The organism is Mycobacterium sp. C31M (assembly GCF_053345865.1).
Window position 1 is genome coordinate 416,705 of sequence record NZ_JBKFAX010000003.1, and the last position, 14,734, is coordinate 431,438.

Annotated in this window: 11 protein-coding genes and 1 pseudogene; 11 read left to right on the forward strand and 1 reads right to left on the reverse strand. The window is 68.7% G+C overall.

The window, feature by feature from the left end:
- The first annotated feature begins 38 nt into the window (after window positions 1-38).
- Complete coding sequence (locus tag ACLBYA_RS06895) at window positions 39-614, forward strand: VOC family protein (RefSeq protein ID WP_447708670.1); 576 nt, start codon at window positions 39-41, stop codon at window positions 612-614.
- Here the strand turns inward: ACLBYA_RS06895 and ACLBYA_RS06900 are convergent.
- On the reverse strand, window positions 611-1,219 hold the full coding sequence (locus ACLBYA_RS06900) for a TetR/AcrR family transcriptional regulator (protein ID WP_447708606.1): 609 nt from the start codon (window positions 1,217-1,219) through the stop codon (window positions 611-613). The two genes, ACLBYA_RS06895 and ACLBYA_RS06900, sit on opposite strands and share 4 nt — an antisense overlap.
- A gap of 80 nt (window positions 1,220-1,299) precedes the next feature.
- Here ACLBYA_RS06900 and ACLBYA_RS06905 point away from each other — a divergent pair, with 80 nt between their 5' ends.
- The 10 genes and pseudogenes from ACLBYA_RS06905 to eccD all read left to right on the forward strand — a co-directional run bounded on the left by ACLBYA_RS06905 (window position 1,300) and on the right by eccD (window position 14,648).
- On the forward strand, window positions 1,300-2,190 hold the full coding sequence (locus ACLBYA_RS06905; RefSeq protein WP_447708607.1) for an oxygenase MpaB family protein: 891 nt from the start codon (window positions 1,300-1,302) through the stop codon (window positions 2,188-2,190).
- A 220-nt stretch (window positions 2,191-2,410) separates the two neighbouring features.
- Entirely contained in the window at window positions 2,411-4,255 is a 1,845-nt protein-coding gene (eccA, locus tag ACLBYA_RS06910) for a type VII secretion AAA-ATPase EccA (RefSeq protein ID WP_447708608.1), read from the forward strand.
- A 61-nt stretch (window positions 4,256-4,316) separates the two neighbouring features.
- Window positions 4,317-5,861: a type VII secretion protein EccB gene (gene eccB / locus ACLBYA_RS06915; protein ID WP_447708609.1), complete on the forward strand. Its 1,545-nt coding sequence runs from the start codon at window positions 4,317-4,319 to the stop codon at window positions 5,859-5,861.
- Window positions 5,861-9,837: pseudogene (gene eccCa / locus ACLBYA_RS06920) on the forward strand (type VII secretion protein EccCa); the annotation flags it as partial. The gene eccB and the pseudogene eccCa, both read left to right, overlap by 1 nt.
- A gap of 3 nt (window positions 9,838-9,840) precedes the next feature.
- A complete protein-coding gene (locus ACLBYA_RS06925; protein WP_447708671.1) occupies window positions 9,841-10,152 on the forward strand; it encodes a PE family protein in 312 nt (103 codons plus the stop codon).
- 1 nt (window position 10,153) lies between these two features.
- Entirely contained in the window at window positions 10,154-11,704 is a 1,551-nt protein-coding gene (locus ACLBYA_RS06930; RefSeq protein ID WP_447708610.1) for a PPE domain-containing protein, read from the forward strand.
- Window positions 11,705-11,759: 55 nt separating this feature from the next.
- Complete coding sequence (locus tag ACLBYA_RS06935; protein ID WP_447708611.1) at window positions 11,760-12,053, forward strand: type VII secretion protein EsxS; 294 nt, start codon at window positions 11,760-11,762, stop codon at window positions 12,051-12,053.
- Between the two features lie 28 nt (window positions 12,054-12,081).
- Window positions 12,082-12,369 (forward strand): WXG100 family type VII secretion target, encoded by a 288-nt coding sequence (locus ACLBYA_RS06940; protein ID WP_447708612.1) that lies wholly within the window; start codon window positions 12,082-12,084, stop codon window positions 12,367-12,369.
- Window positions 12,370-13,254 (forward strand): ESX secretion-associated protein EspG, encoded by an 885-nt coding sequence (locus ACLBYA_RS06945; RefSeq protein WP_447708613.1) that lies wholly within the window; start codon window positions 12,370-12,372, stop codon window positions 13,252-13,254.
- On the forward strand, window positions 13,236-14,648 hold the full coding sequence (eccD, locus tag ACLBYA_RS06950; RefSeq protein WP_447708614.1) for a type VII secretion integral membrane protein EccD: 1,413 nt from the start codon (window positions 13,236-13,238) through the stop codon (window positions 14,646-14,648). The genes ACLBYA_RS06945 and eccD overlap by 19 nt, the downstream gene beginning before the upstream one ends.
- The last annotated feature ends 86 nt before the right edge of the window (window positions 14,649-14,734 follow it).

Here is a 14,734-nt window from a genome sequence, read left to right on the forward strand (position 1 = left end):
ATTCAGTTCTGGTTCTGCGCCAGACCTGGGAGGCCGTCATGATCAAGCCCGACAATCCCAACTCCGAGTTCACCCTCGGCGGGATCAACCATGTCGCCCTGGTCTGCTCGGACATGCAGCGGACCGTGGACTTCTACTCCGGTGTGCTCGGCATGCCGCTGATCAAATCGCTGGACCTACCCGGCGGCATGGGGCAGCACTTCTTCTTCGACGCCGGCAACGGCGACTGCGTGGCGTTCTTCTGGTTCACCGACGCCCCCGACGGCGTGCCCGGGGTATCGGCGCCCATCGCGCTGCCCGGCCTCGGTGAGATCACCAGCGCGGTGTCGACCATGAACCACCTGGCCTTCCACGTGCCTGCGGAGAAATTCGACGAGTACCGCGAGAAGCTCAAGGCCAAGGGTGTACGGGTCGGCCCGGTGCTCAATCACGACGACAGTGAATGGCAGGCCTCGAAGACCCTGCATCCGGGTGTCTACGTGCGGTCGTTCTACTTCCAGGATCCCGATGGCATCACGCTGGAATTCGCCTGCTGGATCAAGGAATTCACCGATGCGGACACCACGACGGTGCCCAGGACCGCGGCCGACCGCAAACCGCGGGCGAGCGTCTAACCTCGGCGCGGGTCCGGGAAGCTGTCCAGCATCTTGGTCAGCAGGTCGATCAGTTCGTCGCCGCTGAGTGCGATGGCGCCGCTGAGCCAACCGTTGATGGTCTGGCTGACCCCGCCGACCACGAAGTGCGCGATGGCGTTGACCTGATCGGTGCCGATCGGCCCGAGGACATCCTGGGCGTGCTGGGCGGCGAGCACGGCGAAGAAGCCGCCCAACTCGGCGCGCTTACGCACCAGCACGGTGTTGGACAGCTTGGTGTCGAACAACAGTCGGCCGACGCGGGCGTCCTCGCCGATGGTGCGGACCAAATTGGTGATACCCGCCCGGTTCTGCCCGGCCGGGGGGACTGCGGCGACCGCAGCCTGGGTGGTGGCGGCGATGGCGCCGACCACCGAGTCGAAGACCGCGCCGACGAACTCGTCCTTGTCGGTGAAGGCCTCGTAGAAGTGCCGGGTCGCGATACCGGCGGCGCGGCAGATGGCCCGCACCGTCAGGTCGTCGTACTCGCTGCTCAGCAGGTCCAATCCGGTGTCGAGGAACCGACTGCGACGGTCGGCCAGGCGCTGCGGGGCGGCGACACCGCGATAGGGCCGAACCTGCGTCACGCGTCAATATTGACACCTGTCGAGAGAGAAGGCAATATCAGGAAACTTTCGTTCTCACTTTTGGTTCAAGGGGTTACTCCATGGCGATCGCCGAACGCGCCGTCCACGACACCACCTGCGCGCCCGTGCCGCCGCGGCAGCGGGAGCGGCGCTGGGGCGCCTCGACCGCCGACGGGTTGATGGGCGTCGCGCTGCTGGCCGGACCGGCCAACGTGGTGATGCAGCTCGGCCGGCCCGGGGTCGCCTACGGGGTCATGGAGAGCCGGGTCGAGAGCGGGCGCATCGACCGCCACCCGGTCAAACGGGCCCGCACGACGTTCACCTACCTCGCGGTCGCGGGGCGGGGCACCGATCAGCAGAAGGCGGCGTTCCGCCGCGCGGTCAACCGCGCACACGCCCAGGTGCACTCCACCGAGGAGAGCCCGGTCAAGTACAACGCCTTCGACAAGGACCTGCAGCTGTGGGTCGCCGCCTGCCTGTACAAGGGCTCGGTGGACATCCGGCGCATCTTCGTCGGCGAGATCGACGATGACACCGCCGACGAGCACTACCGCAACGGCATCACACTCGCCACCACCTTGCAGGTCACCCCGGAAATGTGGCCCGCCGACCGGGCGGCGTTCGACAAGTACTGGGAAGAGCAGCTCGACCAGATCCACATCGACGACACCGCGCGCGAGTACCTCTATCCCATCGCGGTCGGCCGGTTGCGCGGTGTCCGGTTCCCGGGCCCGCTGCAACAGATCGCCGAGGACTGGGCCGGGCTCATCACCACCGGATTCCTGCCCCAGCGGTTCCGCGAGGAGATGCGGCTGCCCTGGGACCCGCAGCGCCAACGCCGTTTCGACCGGCTGATGGGCGTGCTGCGTTTCGCCAACAACGTGGCCCCGGGATTCGTCCGACAATTCCCCTTCAATGTGTTGCTCAAGGACCTCGACTGGCGGATCCGCACCGGACGCCCGCTCGTCTGACATCCGGTCCATACCGCGAGTTTGCTGACCGCCGACATACCGGCTGACCGTCGGCCCGTCGCCGCGCCATGAGCATTTGCCCTGTGCGTGACTGCCGTCACTGACGTGGACGTCATCGAACGTCTCGACAGGTAGTACGTGCGATGCTACTTTCGGCGGAGTTAGCCTAGGCATACTTAAGGAGACGGCAGGGGGGCGAGCGCTTCACTGCGAATGACATATGGATACGGTCAGTGACTCGCTCGTGTCGAGCGTCGGGGGAACACGCGTCGACCGCGACGTGGTGAACAGGTTTGCGACCTGTTGTCGGTCGCTGGGGCTCACGGTCAATGACCGGCGACGCCCGGCGGACCTTGCTGCGGCGCGCGCGGGCTTCACCGAACTGACCCGCATCGCCCGCGAGCAGTGCGACGCCTGGATCGGGCTGGCCGCGGCAGGCGCCGGCACCGACGACAACGCCGGCCGTGTCATCGGCACCATCTGGCGCACCCTGGGAACCTTCGGTGTGTTGACCCGGGAGATCGACCTGGGCGCCGACACCCTCGGCTTCGTCTACGACACCGGCCTCTACCTCCAGTTCCGGGCGACCGACCGCGACGAGATCGCACTCGCCTATGCCTCGGCCCTCGGTGACGCCGGCGAGTTCGTCGCCGCCGATCAGCTGGTCGAGGAACTCATCGGCCGTCGACCGGCCTGGCTGCAGGCCCGCTGGATCCGCGTCGCGCTCTATCACCGCAGCCGGCGCTGGTCGGATGTGGTGCGGATGCTGACACCGATCGTGAACGATCCCAAGCTCGACGAGCACTACGCCCATGCCGCGCGCGTGACTCTCGGTGTGGCCCTCGCGCATCTGGGCATGTACGCCCCGGCGCTGTCGCATCTGGAGAACCCGGCCGGAGCGGTGCCGGTAGCGGCGGTCGACGGCGGTCTGGTCAAGGGTCTGTGCCTGCGCGCCCAGGGTGAGGACGACGAGTCCGAGGATGTGCTGGCCGAGCTCTACGCCGCCAACCCGGAGAACGCCGGTATCGAAGAAGCCTTGCTGGACACGTCTTTCGGTCTGCACACCACCACCGCGGCCCGCATCGAGGCGCGCAGCAATCCGTGGGATCCGGAGACCGAGCCCGGCGAGTCGGACTTCGTCGACCCGGGTGCCAAGGAACGCAAGGCGCACCTGCTCATCGAAGCCGAGGCCGAACTCGCCGAGTTCATCGGTCTGGACGAGGTCAAATATCAGGTGGCCCGGCTGAAAAGCTCGGTGGCCATGTCGATTCGGCGCCAGGAACGCGGACTGACCGTCGCGCAACGTACCAACCACCTGGTCTTCGCCGGCCCGCCCGGAACGGGTAAGACGACCATCGCCCGCGTGGTCGCCAAGATCTATTGCGGTCTGGGTCTTCTGAAGAAGGAGACCGTCCGCGAGGTGCACCGTGCCGACCTGATCGGCCAGCACATCGGTGAGACCGAGGCGAAGACCAACGCGATCATCGACAGCGCGCTCGACGGTGTGCTGTTCCTCGATGAGGCGTACGCGCTGGTATCCACCGGCGCCAAGAACGATTTTGGTCTGGTGGCCATCGACACGCTGCTGGCGCGGATGGAGAACGACCGCGACCGGTTGGTCGTCATCGTCGCCGGGTACCGCGCCGACCTGGATCGGTTCCTGGACACCAACGAGGGTCTGCGCTCGCGCTTCACCCGCAGCATCGACTTCCCGTCCTACAGTGCACCGGAACTGGTCGAGATGGCGACCCGGATGGCCGAGAAGCGGGACAGTCTCTTCGAGACGGCCGCCCACGACGAGATGGAGACGCTGTTCGCCCATCTGGCGGCCAGCACCACTCCGGATGCCATCGGTACGGCGCGGCGCAGCCTGGACATCGCCGGCAACGGCCGCTTCGTCCGCAACCTTGTCGAGCGTTCCGAGGAGGAACGCGAATACCGATTGGACCACTCCGATTCCGACGACTTCACCGATGACGAATTGATGACGATCACCGCCGAGGACGTGAGCCGGTCGGCCACCCCGCTGCTGCGTGGTCTCGGACTGGCGGCACCGCAGGCATGAGCGAAGTTTACGAGCGAATCGACGAGCTGCCACTCGGCGGCCGAGCCTGCGAGGCGGCCGAATGAGCGAGAATTCGGACGATCGGCGCGAATTCACCTCGCGCACACCGGTCAACGAGAACCCTGACCGGGTCGCATACCGCCGCGGATTCGTCACCCGCCATCAGGTGTCGGGCTGGCGTTTTGTCATGCGCCGCATCGCATCCGGTGTCGCGCTGCACGACACCCGGATGCTGGTGGACCCGCTGCGCACACAGAACCGCGCGGTAATGGTCGGCGCCCTGGTCTCGATCACCGTGGTCGCCGGCTGCTTTGTCTTCTCCTTGATCCGGCCCGGCGGCGACGCCGGGAGCGCCGCGATTCTCGCGGACCGGGAGACCTCGGCGCTCTACGTCCGGATCGGCGACGTCGTGCACCCCGCGCTCAACCTCACCTCGGCACGACTGATCGCCGGGCAGGCCGAGAACCCCACCACCGTCAAGAGCAGCGAGATCGACCGATTCGCCCGCGGCAATCTGATCGGGATCCCGGGTGCGCCGGAACGCATGGTGCAGAACACCTCTCGAAATGCCGACTGGACCGTGTGCGACGCGGTGTCCGATAACGACGCCGGTGTCACCTTGATCGCGGGCGCACCCGACACCGACGGTGAGCGCGCCACCGCGTTGCCGGCCGACCGCGCCGTGCTGGTACAGAACGTCGGGGGCGTGCACTCGGGCACCTGGCTACTGTGGGACGGCAAGCGCAGCCCCATCGACCTGGGCAACCGTGCCGTCACTGCCGCGCTGGGGCTGGGCATGGACATCCCCGACCCCCGGATCATCGCCCCCGGTTTGTTCAACGCCATCCCGGAGTCCGCGCCGCTGGTCGCCCCGGCCCTGCCGGGTGCCGGTGAACCGCCGCGCTTCCCGCTGCCGGTGCCCGCACCCGTCGGTGCGGTCGTCGCGGCCTTCGAGGCCGACAACACCATCCGCTACTACGTGGTGCACGCCGACGGTCTGCAACCGGTCTCGCCGGTGCTTGCCTCGATCATGCGCAACACCAATTCCTATGGGCTGCAGCAGCCGCCGCGACTGGGTGCCGACGAGGTGGCACAGTTGCCGGTCGCGGGCGGAATCGACACGGCCGCCTACCCGGCCGAGGAGGTCGGTCTCGTCGACGCCGGACCCGCCCCGGTCACCTGCGCGTTCTGGGCCAAGCCCGCCGATGCCACCGAAGGCAGGCTCACCCTGCTGTCCGGGGCCGCGCTGCCGCTGCCGGAGGGACTACACACCGTGGGCCTGGTCGGCTCGGGCGGCGCCGCAACGGCCGAACGCGTCGCACTCACCCCGGGAAGTGGGTACTTCGTCCAGTCGGTCGGCTCCGATGCCGGTGCACCGCCGGCCGGGTCGGCGTTCTGGATCAGCGATACCGGTGTCCGCTACGGCGTGGACACCACCGACAATGCGAAAGCCGTTGACGCCCTGGGCTTGACCCCGCCGCCGCTGGCCATTCCGTGGTCGGTGCTCACCCAGTTCGCACCCGGTCCGACGCTGTCGCGGGCCGACGCACTGGTGGCGCACGATGCGGTTGGCGCGGTGGCGTCCGGCCGTGAGGGAGGCAACTGATGAGTCGCTTGATCTTCGAGGCTCGCCGCCGGCTGCCGATCCCGGAGTCCCGCAAGGGAACCATCACCATCGAGGCCCCGCCGTCGCTACCGCGACTGGTGCCGCCGTCGCTGCTGCGTCGGGTGTTGCCGTACCTGATCGTCATCCTGATCGTCGGGATGATCGTGGCGCTGTTCGCCACCGGTATGCGGATGATCTCGCCGACCATGTTGTTCTTCCCGTTCGTGCTGCTGTTGGCGGCCACCGCGCTGTACCGCGGGTCTGACAACAAGTTGCGCACCGAGGAGGTCGATGCCGAACGCGCCGACTACCTGCGCTACCTGTCGGTGGTCCGCGACAACATCCGGGCTCAAGCCGACGACCAGCGCGCGTCGCTGGAATGGTCACACCCGCAACCGGATTCGCTGGCCGCCGTGCCGGGGACGCGGCGGCAGTGGGAGCGCGACCCGCACGATCCGGACTTCCTGGTGGTACGCACCGGCCTGGCAGACGTCCCGCTGAACACCGCTCTGCGGGTCAAGGACGCCGCCGACGAGATCGATCTCGAACCGGTGGCGCACACCACCCTGCGCGGACTGCTCGACGTGCACCGCACCGTGCGTAATGCGCCGACAGGCATCGATCTGGGCAAGATCTCCCGGATCGCCGTGCTCGGTGACGCCGATGAGGTGCGCGATGCCCTGCGCGCCTGGGTTTCTCAGGCTGTCACCTGGCACGACCCCGCGGTGCTGGGCGTCGCGCTGGCGACCCCCGACCTGGAGGGCCCCGACTGGTCGTGGCTGAAGTGGTTGCCGCATACCGACGTTCCCGGCCGCGTCGACGGGGTCGGGCCGGCCCGCTACCTGGCCACCACCGCCGACGGGCTGCGTGGGCTGCTGACCCCGGTCTTCGACGAGCGCGACGGTTTCAGCGGTGGCGCGCTGGAGGCGGGCAAGCATCTGCTGGTGCTGCTCGACGATCCCGAAGCCGACCCCGATTCCGTCGTCGGCCGAGCCGGTGTCGCCGGGGTGACGCTGATCCACCGATCCACCAAAGAACCACACCGCGAACAGTATTCGGATCCGGAACGGCCCATCCTGAAGGTCGTCGACGGCCGCATCGAACGCTGGCAGAGCGGCGGCTGGCAACCGTTCGTGAGTACGGCTGATGCGTCGTCCGCCGAGCAGACCGCACACCTGGCCCGCCGCCTGGCGCGCTGGGACACCAACCCCGAACAGGCCCGCACCGCCGCCACCGGTGCCACCACGTTCACCACGCTGTTCGGCATCTCGGACGCCTCGGCGCTGGAAGTCGCCAGCCTGTGGGCGCCGCGCAACCGCGACGAGGAACTTCGGGTGCCCATCGGCGTCACCGCCACCGGCGAACCGCTGATCTTCGACCTCAAGGACGAGGCCGAGGGCGGTATGGGCCCACACGGCCTGATGATCGGTATGACCGGCTCGGGTAAGTCCCAGACCCTGATGTCGATCCTGCTGTCACTGCTGACCACCCATTCGGCCGACCGGCTGATCGTCATCTACGCCGATTTCAAGGGCGAGGCGGGTGCGGACATCTTCCGTAACTTCCCGCAGGTGGTGGCCGTGATCTCGAACATGGCCGAAAAGCGCTCGCTGGCAGACCGGTTCGCCGACACCCTGCGCGGCGAGGTGGCCCGACGCGAGCAGCTGCTCAAGGACGCCGGTCGCCGCGTCCAAGGCAGCGCGTTCAACTCCGTCACCGAGTACGAGGCCGCCATCGCGGCCGGGCACGATCTGGCGCCCATCCCGACGCTTTTCGTCGTCGCCGACGAGTTCACCCTGATGCTCGCCGACCATCCCGAGTACGCCGAACTGTTCGATTACGTTGCCCGCAAGGGACGTTCGTTCCGCATCCACATCCTGTTCGCCTCGCAGACCCTGGACGTGGGCCGGATCAAGGACATCGACAAGAACACCTCCTACCGCATCGGTCTGAAGGTGGCCAGCCCGTCGATCAGCCGGCAGATCATCGGCTCGGAAGACGCCTTCCAGATCGAGTCCGGGCGTGAGCACAAGGGTGAGGGCTTCCTGGTGCCCGCACCGGGCGCGAACCCGATCAAGTTCCGCAGCACCTACGTCGATGGTATCTACGACCCGCCGCGCAGCGGACATGCCGTCGTGGTGCATTCGGTGCCCGAACCGCAGTTGTTCACCGCGGGCTGGGTGGAACCGGCCCCGGACACCGTCATCATCAGCGGCGAGGTCGAGGACGTCCCGCCGCCGCGCAAGCTGATCGCCACCATCGGTGACCAGCTGGCCAACTACGGACCCAAGGCGCCGGCGCTGTGGCTGCCGCCGCTGGAAGAGACCATCCCGCTGGTGGATCTGTTGGCCCGCACCGACATCGCCGAACGGCAGTGGCGTTGGCCGCTCGGCGAGATCGACAAGCCCTTCGAGATGCGGCGCGATCCACTGGTGTTCGACGCCGCCACCGCGGCGGGCAACCTGCTGATCCACGGCGGGCCGCGGTCGGGCAAGTCGACGGCGCTGCAGACCTTCATGCTGTCGGCGGCCGCGCTGCATGCGCCCGGCGACATCAGCTTCTACTGCCTGGACTACGGCGGCGGCCAGCTGCGCCCGATGGCCGAGCTGGCCCACGTCGGCGCGGTGGCCACCGCCCAGCAACCCGAGCTGATCCGGCGCACCTTCGCCGAGCTCGAAGCACTGCTGCACACCCGGCAACAACACGGCGCCAACCCCGGTGGCGGTTACCAGGACGGTTATGGCGAGGTCTTCCTGGTCATCGACAACCTGTATGCGTTCAGCCGGGACAACACCGACACGTTCAACACCCGCAACCCGCTGCTGGCCCGCGTCACCGAACTGGCCAACAGCGGCCTGGCCTACGGCATCCACGTCGTCATCACCACGCCGAACTGGCTGGAGGTGCCGCTGGCCATGCGGGACGGGCTGGGCCTGCGCCTGGAGCTCAAACTCAGCGACTCGCACGACAGCAATGTCCGGGTGGTCGGCGGACTGAACGGACCCGCCGGCCCCAATGCTCTTCGTCGGCCCGCCGACGGTGTCCCGGCGGATCAGCCGGGCCGCGGCCTGACGATGGCCGCCGAGCACTTCCTGTTCGCCGCGCCCGATCTGCGCGATATCGCGGTGCTGAACGCGCGCTACGCGGGACAGCACGCACCGGCGGTCCGGCTGCTGCCCACCCAGCTGCCGCCTGCGGCGCTGGGCAACCTGTACCCCGGTCCCGAGCAGGTGGTCATCGGCCAGCGCGAGGAGGACCTGCGGCCCGTCGCCATCGACTTCGCGCGGCATCCGCTGATGATGGTGTTCGGTGACACCCGGTCGGGTAAGACAACCCTGCTGCGGCACCTGATCCGCACCATCCGGGACAACTCGAGCGACCGGGATGTGGCGTTCACCGTCGTCGACCGACGCCTGCACCTGGTCGAGGAACCGCTGTTCCCGGACAACGAGTACACCCCGAACATCGACCGGGTCACCCCGGCCATGCTGGGCCTGTCTGCACTGATCGAGAAGCGTCGCCCGCCGGTCGGCCTGAGTGCCGAGGATCTGCGGCGGTGGACGTTCACCGGGCAGACCCACTACCTGATCATCGACGATGTCGACCAGATCCCGGACGGACCCGCGGTCAGCGGACCGTACGCCGGGCAGCGTCCGTGGAGCCCGCTGTTGGGCCTGCTCGCAGAGGCCGGCGACCTCGGGCTGCGCGTCATCGTCACGGCGCGGGCCTCCGGTTCGGCACACGCGGTGATGACGGCGCCATTGTTGCGTCGCCTCAACGACCTGCAGGCGACTACCGTGATGTTGTCGGGTAGTCCGGCCGACGGTGGCAAACTGAGGGGGCACCGTTTCAGCAGGCTGCCGGCGGGCCGGGCAATGCTGCTCGGCGACAGCGAAGAGGCGACCTTTGTGCAATTGGTGAACCCGCTCGTCCCGGAGCGGATCGCACCGGCGAGTTCGAACGGAAAGGAATACAGCTGATGACTCTGCGTGTGGTTCCCGAAGGAATGGCCGCCGCGGGTGCGGCGGTGGAATCGCTGACCGCCCGGTTGGCCGCCGCACATGCCGCGGCCGCCCCGTTGGTCAATGCGGTGCTGCCGCCCGCCGCCGATCCGGTGTCGCTGCAGACCGCTGCCGGTTTCAGCGCGCACGGCAACGAGCACAGTGCCGTCGCGGCGTTGGCCGTCGAGGAGCTGGGCCGCGCCGGGATGGGCGTGGCGCAGTCCGGCACCAGCTATGCCACCGGTGATGCCCTGGCCGCATCGAGCTACCTGATCGCGCGCGGCGGCTGAGATGACCGCTCCCGTCTGGATGGCGCTGCCACCCGAGGTTCATTCGGCGCTGCTGAGCAGCGGGCCGGGACCCGGGTCGCTGATTGCCGCCGCGGGAGCCTGGCAATCGCTGAGCGCCGAGTACGCCGCGGCCGCAGCCGAACTCACCGGCACGCTGGGCGCGGTGGCCGCCGGCGTGTGGGAGGGGCCCAGCGCCGAACAGTACGTCGCCACCCATCAGCCTTACCTCGCCTGGCTGGCCAAGGCCAGCGTGACGAGTTCCATCGCCTCGGCGCAGCACCAGACCGCGGCCGCGGCCTACACCACCGCCCTGGCGACCATGCCGACCCTGCCGGAACTGGCGCTCAACCATGCCACCCGCGCGGTGCTGGTGGCCACGAACTTCTTCGGTATCAACACGATTCCCATCGCGGTCAACGAGGCCGACTACGTCCGCATGTGGGTCCAGGCCGCCACCGTGATGAGCACCTATCAGGCGGTCTCGGCGGCGACGGTGGCCGCCACCCCGACGTTGGAGCCGGCGCCGCTGCTGCTGGCACCCGGTGTCGGTGAGGCGGGGGCGGCCGCGGCGACCGGCACACAGACCATGGCGGCCGCGCAGGCCACCAATTCGGCGTCCGCGCTGAATAATTCGAACATCATCGTGCAGTTCCTGGAGCAGTACATCAAGTCGCTGCCCGGTGGCGACCTGATCCTGGAGTTCTTCTCCGACCCGATCGGCATCCTGCGCCAGATGTTCATCGACTTCCTGACCAATCCGTCTGCGGCACTGGTCACCTGGGGGCCGATGCTGTTCGCGCTCGTCTACCAGGCAATCTTCCAACCCGTGGGCTGGGGCACCTGGATCGGTGCGGCGCTGGCCCCGTTCCTACTGCCGCTGCTGTCCCTGGGTCTGGTGGCCCTGGCCTTCCTGGCGCTGATCCCGAAGTTCGGCGATCTGCCGCCGCTGGTGCTCAGCGATCCCGTTGCCCCCGCGGCCCAACGGGAACCGACCCTGCCGGTGGCGAGCATCGCGCCGGCCGGCACCCCCACGGCGGCGCCGGCAGCTCCCGCGGCGCCGGCCGCCGCACCGGCGACCGCACCGGCGGCAGCCCCGGCCGCGGCCGCACCGGCGATGGCCTACGCGGTATACGGCGGTCACCCCGGCGGCGGTTTCAGCCCGACCGTGCGTGACGGCACCCAGGCGAAGGCGCCCGCATCGGGATCCTCGGCGGCGGTCGCCTCGGCGGCGGCCCTGTCGGCGGCCGAGCGGCGTAAGCGTCGACGCAAGCGGGGCGGCGAGATCAAGGATCGTGCGTACGCCGACGAATACATGGACTACGACGAGGATCCGGAACCGCCGCAACCGCGCCCCGAACCCCGCGTGCAGGCATCTGAGCGCGGTGCCGGTCAGATGGGCTTCACCGGTGCGGTCACCGGTGAGCAGGACACGGCCGCCGGGATGACGCAGCTGTCCGACGACGCCTTCGGTGGTGGCCCGACCAACCCGATGCTGCCGGGGTCCTGGAGTCCCGAAGACCCGCCTTCGCCGGAAGGGGGTAGACCCCGCTGAGCGCACCGTCCACCTTGACCGATCGACGAAATAGATTGCTAGAGAAGGAAAATTCATGAGCATGCTCGACGCACACATCCCGCAGCTGGTCGCCTCGGAATCGGCGTTCGCCGCCAAGGCCGCCCTGATGCGCAGCACCATCGCGCAGGCCGAGTCCGCCGCCCAGGCCTCGCAGGCCTTCCACATGGGTGAGTCGGCCGCCGCATTCCAGGCCGCCCACGCCCGGTTCATCGAGGTCTCGGCCCGGGTGAACGCACTGCTGGACATCGCCCAGGCCAACCTGGCCGATGCCGCAGGCACCTATGTTGCGCAGGATGCGGCCGCCGCCAGCACCTACACCGGTATCTGACCGACCCCGGCCGAGAAGGAGAAAACCTATGTCTCAGATCATGTACAACTACCCGGCCATGATGGGCCTGTCCGCCGAGATGAACGGCTACGCGGGCGCGTTGAACACCGTCGGCGCCGATATCGCCGCCGAGCAGGCCGCCCTCGCCGGTGCCTGGCAGGGTGACACCGGGATGACCTATCAGGCCTGGCAGGCTCAGTGGAACGCCAGCCTGGCCGAGTTGGTGCGCGCCTACCAGGCGATGGCCAGTACCCACGAGACCAACACCATCTCGATGAACGCCCGGGACCGGGCAGAAGGCGCCAAATGGGGATAGATGGCTGCTAACGCGGTCGAGCTGACCGCAGAGCAGGCCTGGTTCATCGCCGAATCGGTTGGCTGCGGGTCGTTTCCGTGGGTGCTGGCGATCACGCCGCCCTACAGCGAGCCGTCGGCCGCCGAATCGTTCGCCGCCGAACGTGTCGCCGAGTTGAGGGCGCTGGGGGTGATGTCCGGTAGCGGGGTCATCAATCCTGCTGTCGTGCAGTGGATCAAGCAGACCTGCCAGGCGCGGCAATGGCTCGAGCTCCGGATCGTCTCGGCGCGCGGCGACATGCTGCGTGGAATCGTCGCGCGCCGCGACGGCGCCACCGTCGTCGCCCTGCGCAGCGGCGGGCTGGTGACGTTCACCGCAATGGACCTGCTGGCCCCGCACGACCTCGTGCCGGTGCTGGTGGCCGGACTGACCGGACGCCGCCCCGCCACCTTCCCTGATTTCACCGTACCCGTCCGTGCCGGTGCCCGCGCCGACGAGAAACTGAGAGCTGGAGCCGACTTGACCGAAGTGCTTGAGTATCTGGGGATTCCGTCCTCGGCTCGGCCCGTGGTCGAGGCCGTCTTCACCGCGCCGCGCAGCTACGTCGAGATCGTGGCCGGCGAACACCGCGACGGCCACCGGGTCAGCACCGATGTCGGCGTCAGCGTGCTGGACTCCGAAGCGGGCCGCATCCTGGTCCACCCGTCGAAGGCCTTCGACGGTGAATGGGTGTCCACCTTCACTCCCGGAACCGCATCGGCCATCGCCGTCGCGGTCGACAGACTCATCACCACCCTGCCGACGGGATCGTGGTTCCCCACGCACGCGAGCGGCGATCGTTTCCAGGACAAGCACAACCGAGATTTCGACCAGAGAACGGAAGACCGATGCCCGACAACACTGTGATGCCGATCGTCCGGGTGGCCGTGCTGGCCGCCTCCTCCGGCGACACAGCCTCAGGAGGTGGCCGGCTCACCGAGATGGCGCTGCCCGCCGAGTTGCCGCTGCGCGAGATCATCCCCGCCGTGCAGCGCACCGTGCTGCCCGCCGGCGACGGCACCGACGCCCCGGCGCGGCTCAGCCTGGCGCCCATCGGCGGTGCCCCGTTCAGCCTGGACGCCACCCTGGACACCGTCGGCGTCGTCGACGGCGATCTGCTGGCACTGCAGGAGATGCCGGCCGGACCGGCCGCTCCGCGCATCATCGAGGACATCGCCGACGCGGCTGTCATCTTCTCCGCGGCCAGGGAACGGCCGTGGGGACACACCCAGATCCAGCGGGCCGCCGCGATCGCCGGTATCGCGCTGCTGCTGCTGGGCACCGTGCTGGCCACCACCGTGCGGCTGGCCACCGGGCACGCCGCGGGTCTGTTCGCCGTCGCCGGGCTGGCCGCGGTCGCGGTGGTGGCATCGTTCGCCGCGCGCGTGCGGCACCCCGGGCTCGGCACCGCACTGGCGCTGACCGCCCTGGCCCCGATCGCAGCCGCCTTCGGTCTGGCGGTGCCCGGTGATCTCGGGGCGTCGCAGGTCCTGCTAGCCGCTGCCGGTGTCGCCGCCTGGTCGGTGATCAGCATCGTCGTCTTCGAACGCGCCATCGCCGCCTTCACCGCGGCCACCGTGCTGGGTGTCGGGGTGGCGCTGTTCGCCGCGCTGGCCACCATCTGGGACATGACCGATATCCGGACCGGCACCGGTCTGATCGTCTTCGCCCTGCTGATCACCGTGCAGGCCGCGCGGCTGTCGGCGCTGTGGGCGCGGCTGCCCGTCCCGGTCATCCCGGCACCGGGTGACCCGACGCCGTCGGCGCAGCCGCTGCGCGTGTTGGAGGACCTGCCGCGGCGCATCCGGGTCACCGACGCCCACCAGACCGGGTTCCTGGCCGCGGGAGTGCTGCTGTCGGTGGCGGGTTCGCTGATCCTGGCCGGCGCCGAGACGGTGTCGCCGTGGGCCTGGGTGCTGGTCGTGGTGGCCGCACTGGGCACGACACTTCGGGCCCGGGTGTGGGACTCGACCTCGTGCAAGGCGTGGCTGCTGAGCCAGTCGTTCCTGCTGCCCGCCGGGCTGCTGGTGGTGTTCGCGCTGACCGACCGTTATGCGGCCGCCTGGTGGGCGCTCGGCGCGCTGGTGGCGGTGGTGGCGTTCTGGATCATCGCTGCGCTCAACCCGCGGGTCGCGGACCCGGAGACCTACTCGCTGCCGATGCGCCGACTGTTCGGGTTCCTGGCCGCCGCAGTCGACGCCTCGGTGATCCCGGTGGCCGCCTATCTGCTCGGACTGTTCGAATGGGTTTTGAACCGATGACTTGTGATTTCGGCGCGCTTTCGTACGCGAGGCGTACGTTTACGCGCCGAAATCGCAGGGGGACGGGCGCGACTCTCGTCGCCGCG

What these genes read in the sequence shown, in the direction of transcription:
- ACLBYA_RS06945 (WP_447708613.1), top strand. Translation starts at nt 12,370, where the DNA reads ATGGCTGCTAACGCGGTCGAGCTGACCGCAGAGCAGGCCTGGTTCATC.
- ACLBYA_RS06905 (WP_447708607.1), top strand. Translation starts at nt 1,300, where the DNA reads ATGGCGATCGCCGAACGCGCCGTCCACGACACCACCTGCGCGCCCGTG.
- ACLBYA_RS06930 (WP_447708610.1), top strand. Translation starts at nt 10,154, where the DNA reads ATGACCGCTCCCGTCTGGATGGCGCTGCCACCCGAGGTTCATTCGGCG.
- eccD (WP_447708614.1), top strand. Translation starts at nt 13,236, where the DNA reads ATGCCCGACAACACTGTGATGCCGATCGTCCGGGTGGCCGTGCTGGCC.
- ACLBYA_RS06895 (WP_447708670.1), top strand. Translation starts at nt 39, where the DNA reads ATGATCAAGCCCGACAATCCCAACTCCGAGTTCACCCTCGGCGGGATC.
- eccA (WP_447708608.1), top strand. Translation starts at nt 2,411, where the DNA reads ATGGATACGGTCAGTGACTCGCTCGTGTCGAGCGTCGGGGGAACACGC.
- ACLBYA_RS06935 (WP_447708611.1), top strand. Translation starts at nt 11,760, where the DNA reads ATGAGCATGCTCGACGCACACATCCCGCAGCTGGTCGCCTCGGAATCG.
- ACLBYA_RS06925 (WP_447708671.1), top strand. Translation starts at nt 9,841, where the DNA reads ATGACTCTGCGTGTGGTTCCCGAAGGAATGGCCGCCGCGGGTGCGGCG.
- ACLBYA_RS06940 (WP_447708612.1), top strand. Translation starts at nt 12,082, where the DNA reads ATGTCTCAGATCATGTACAACTACCCGGCCATGATGGGCCTGTCCGCC.
- eccB (WP_447708609.1), top strand. Translation starts at nt 4,317, where the DNA reads ATGAGCGAGAATTCGGACGATCGGCGCGAATTCACCTCGCGCACACCG.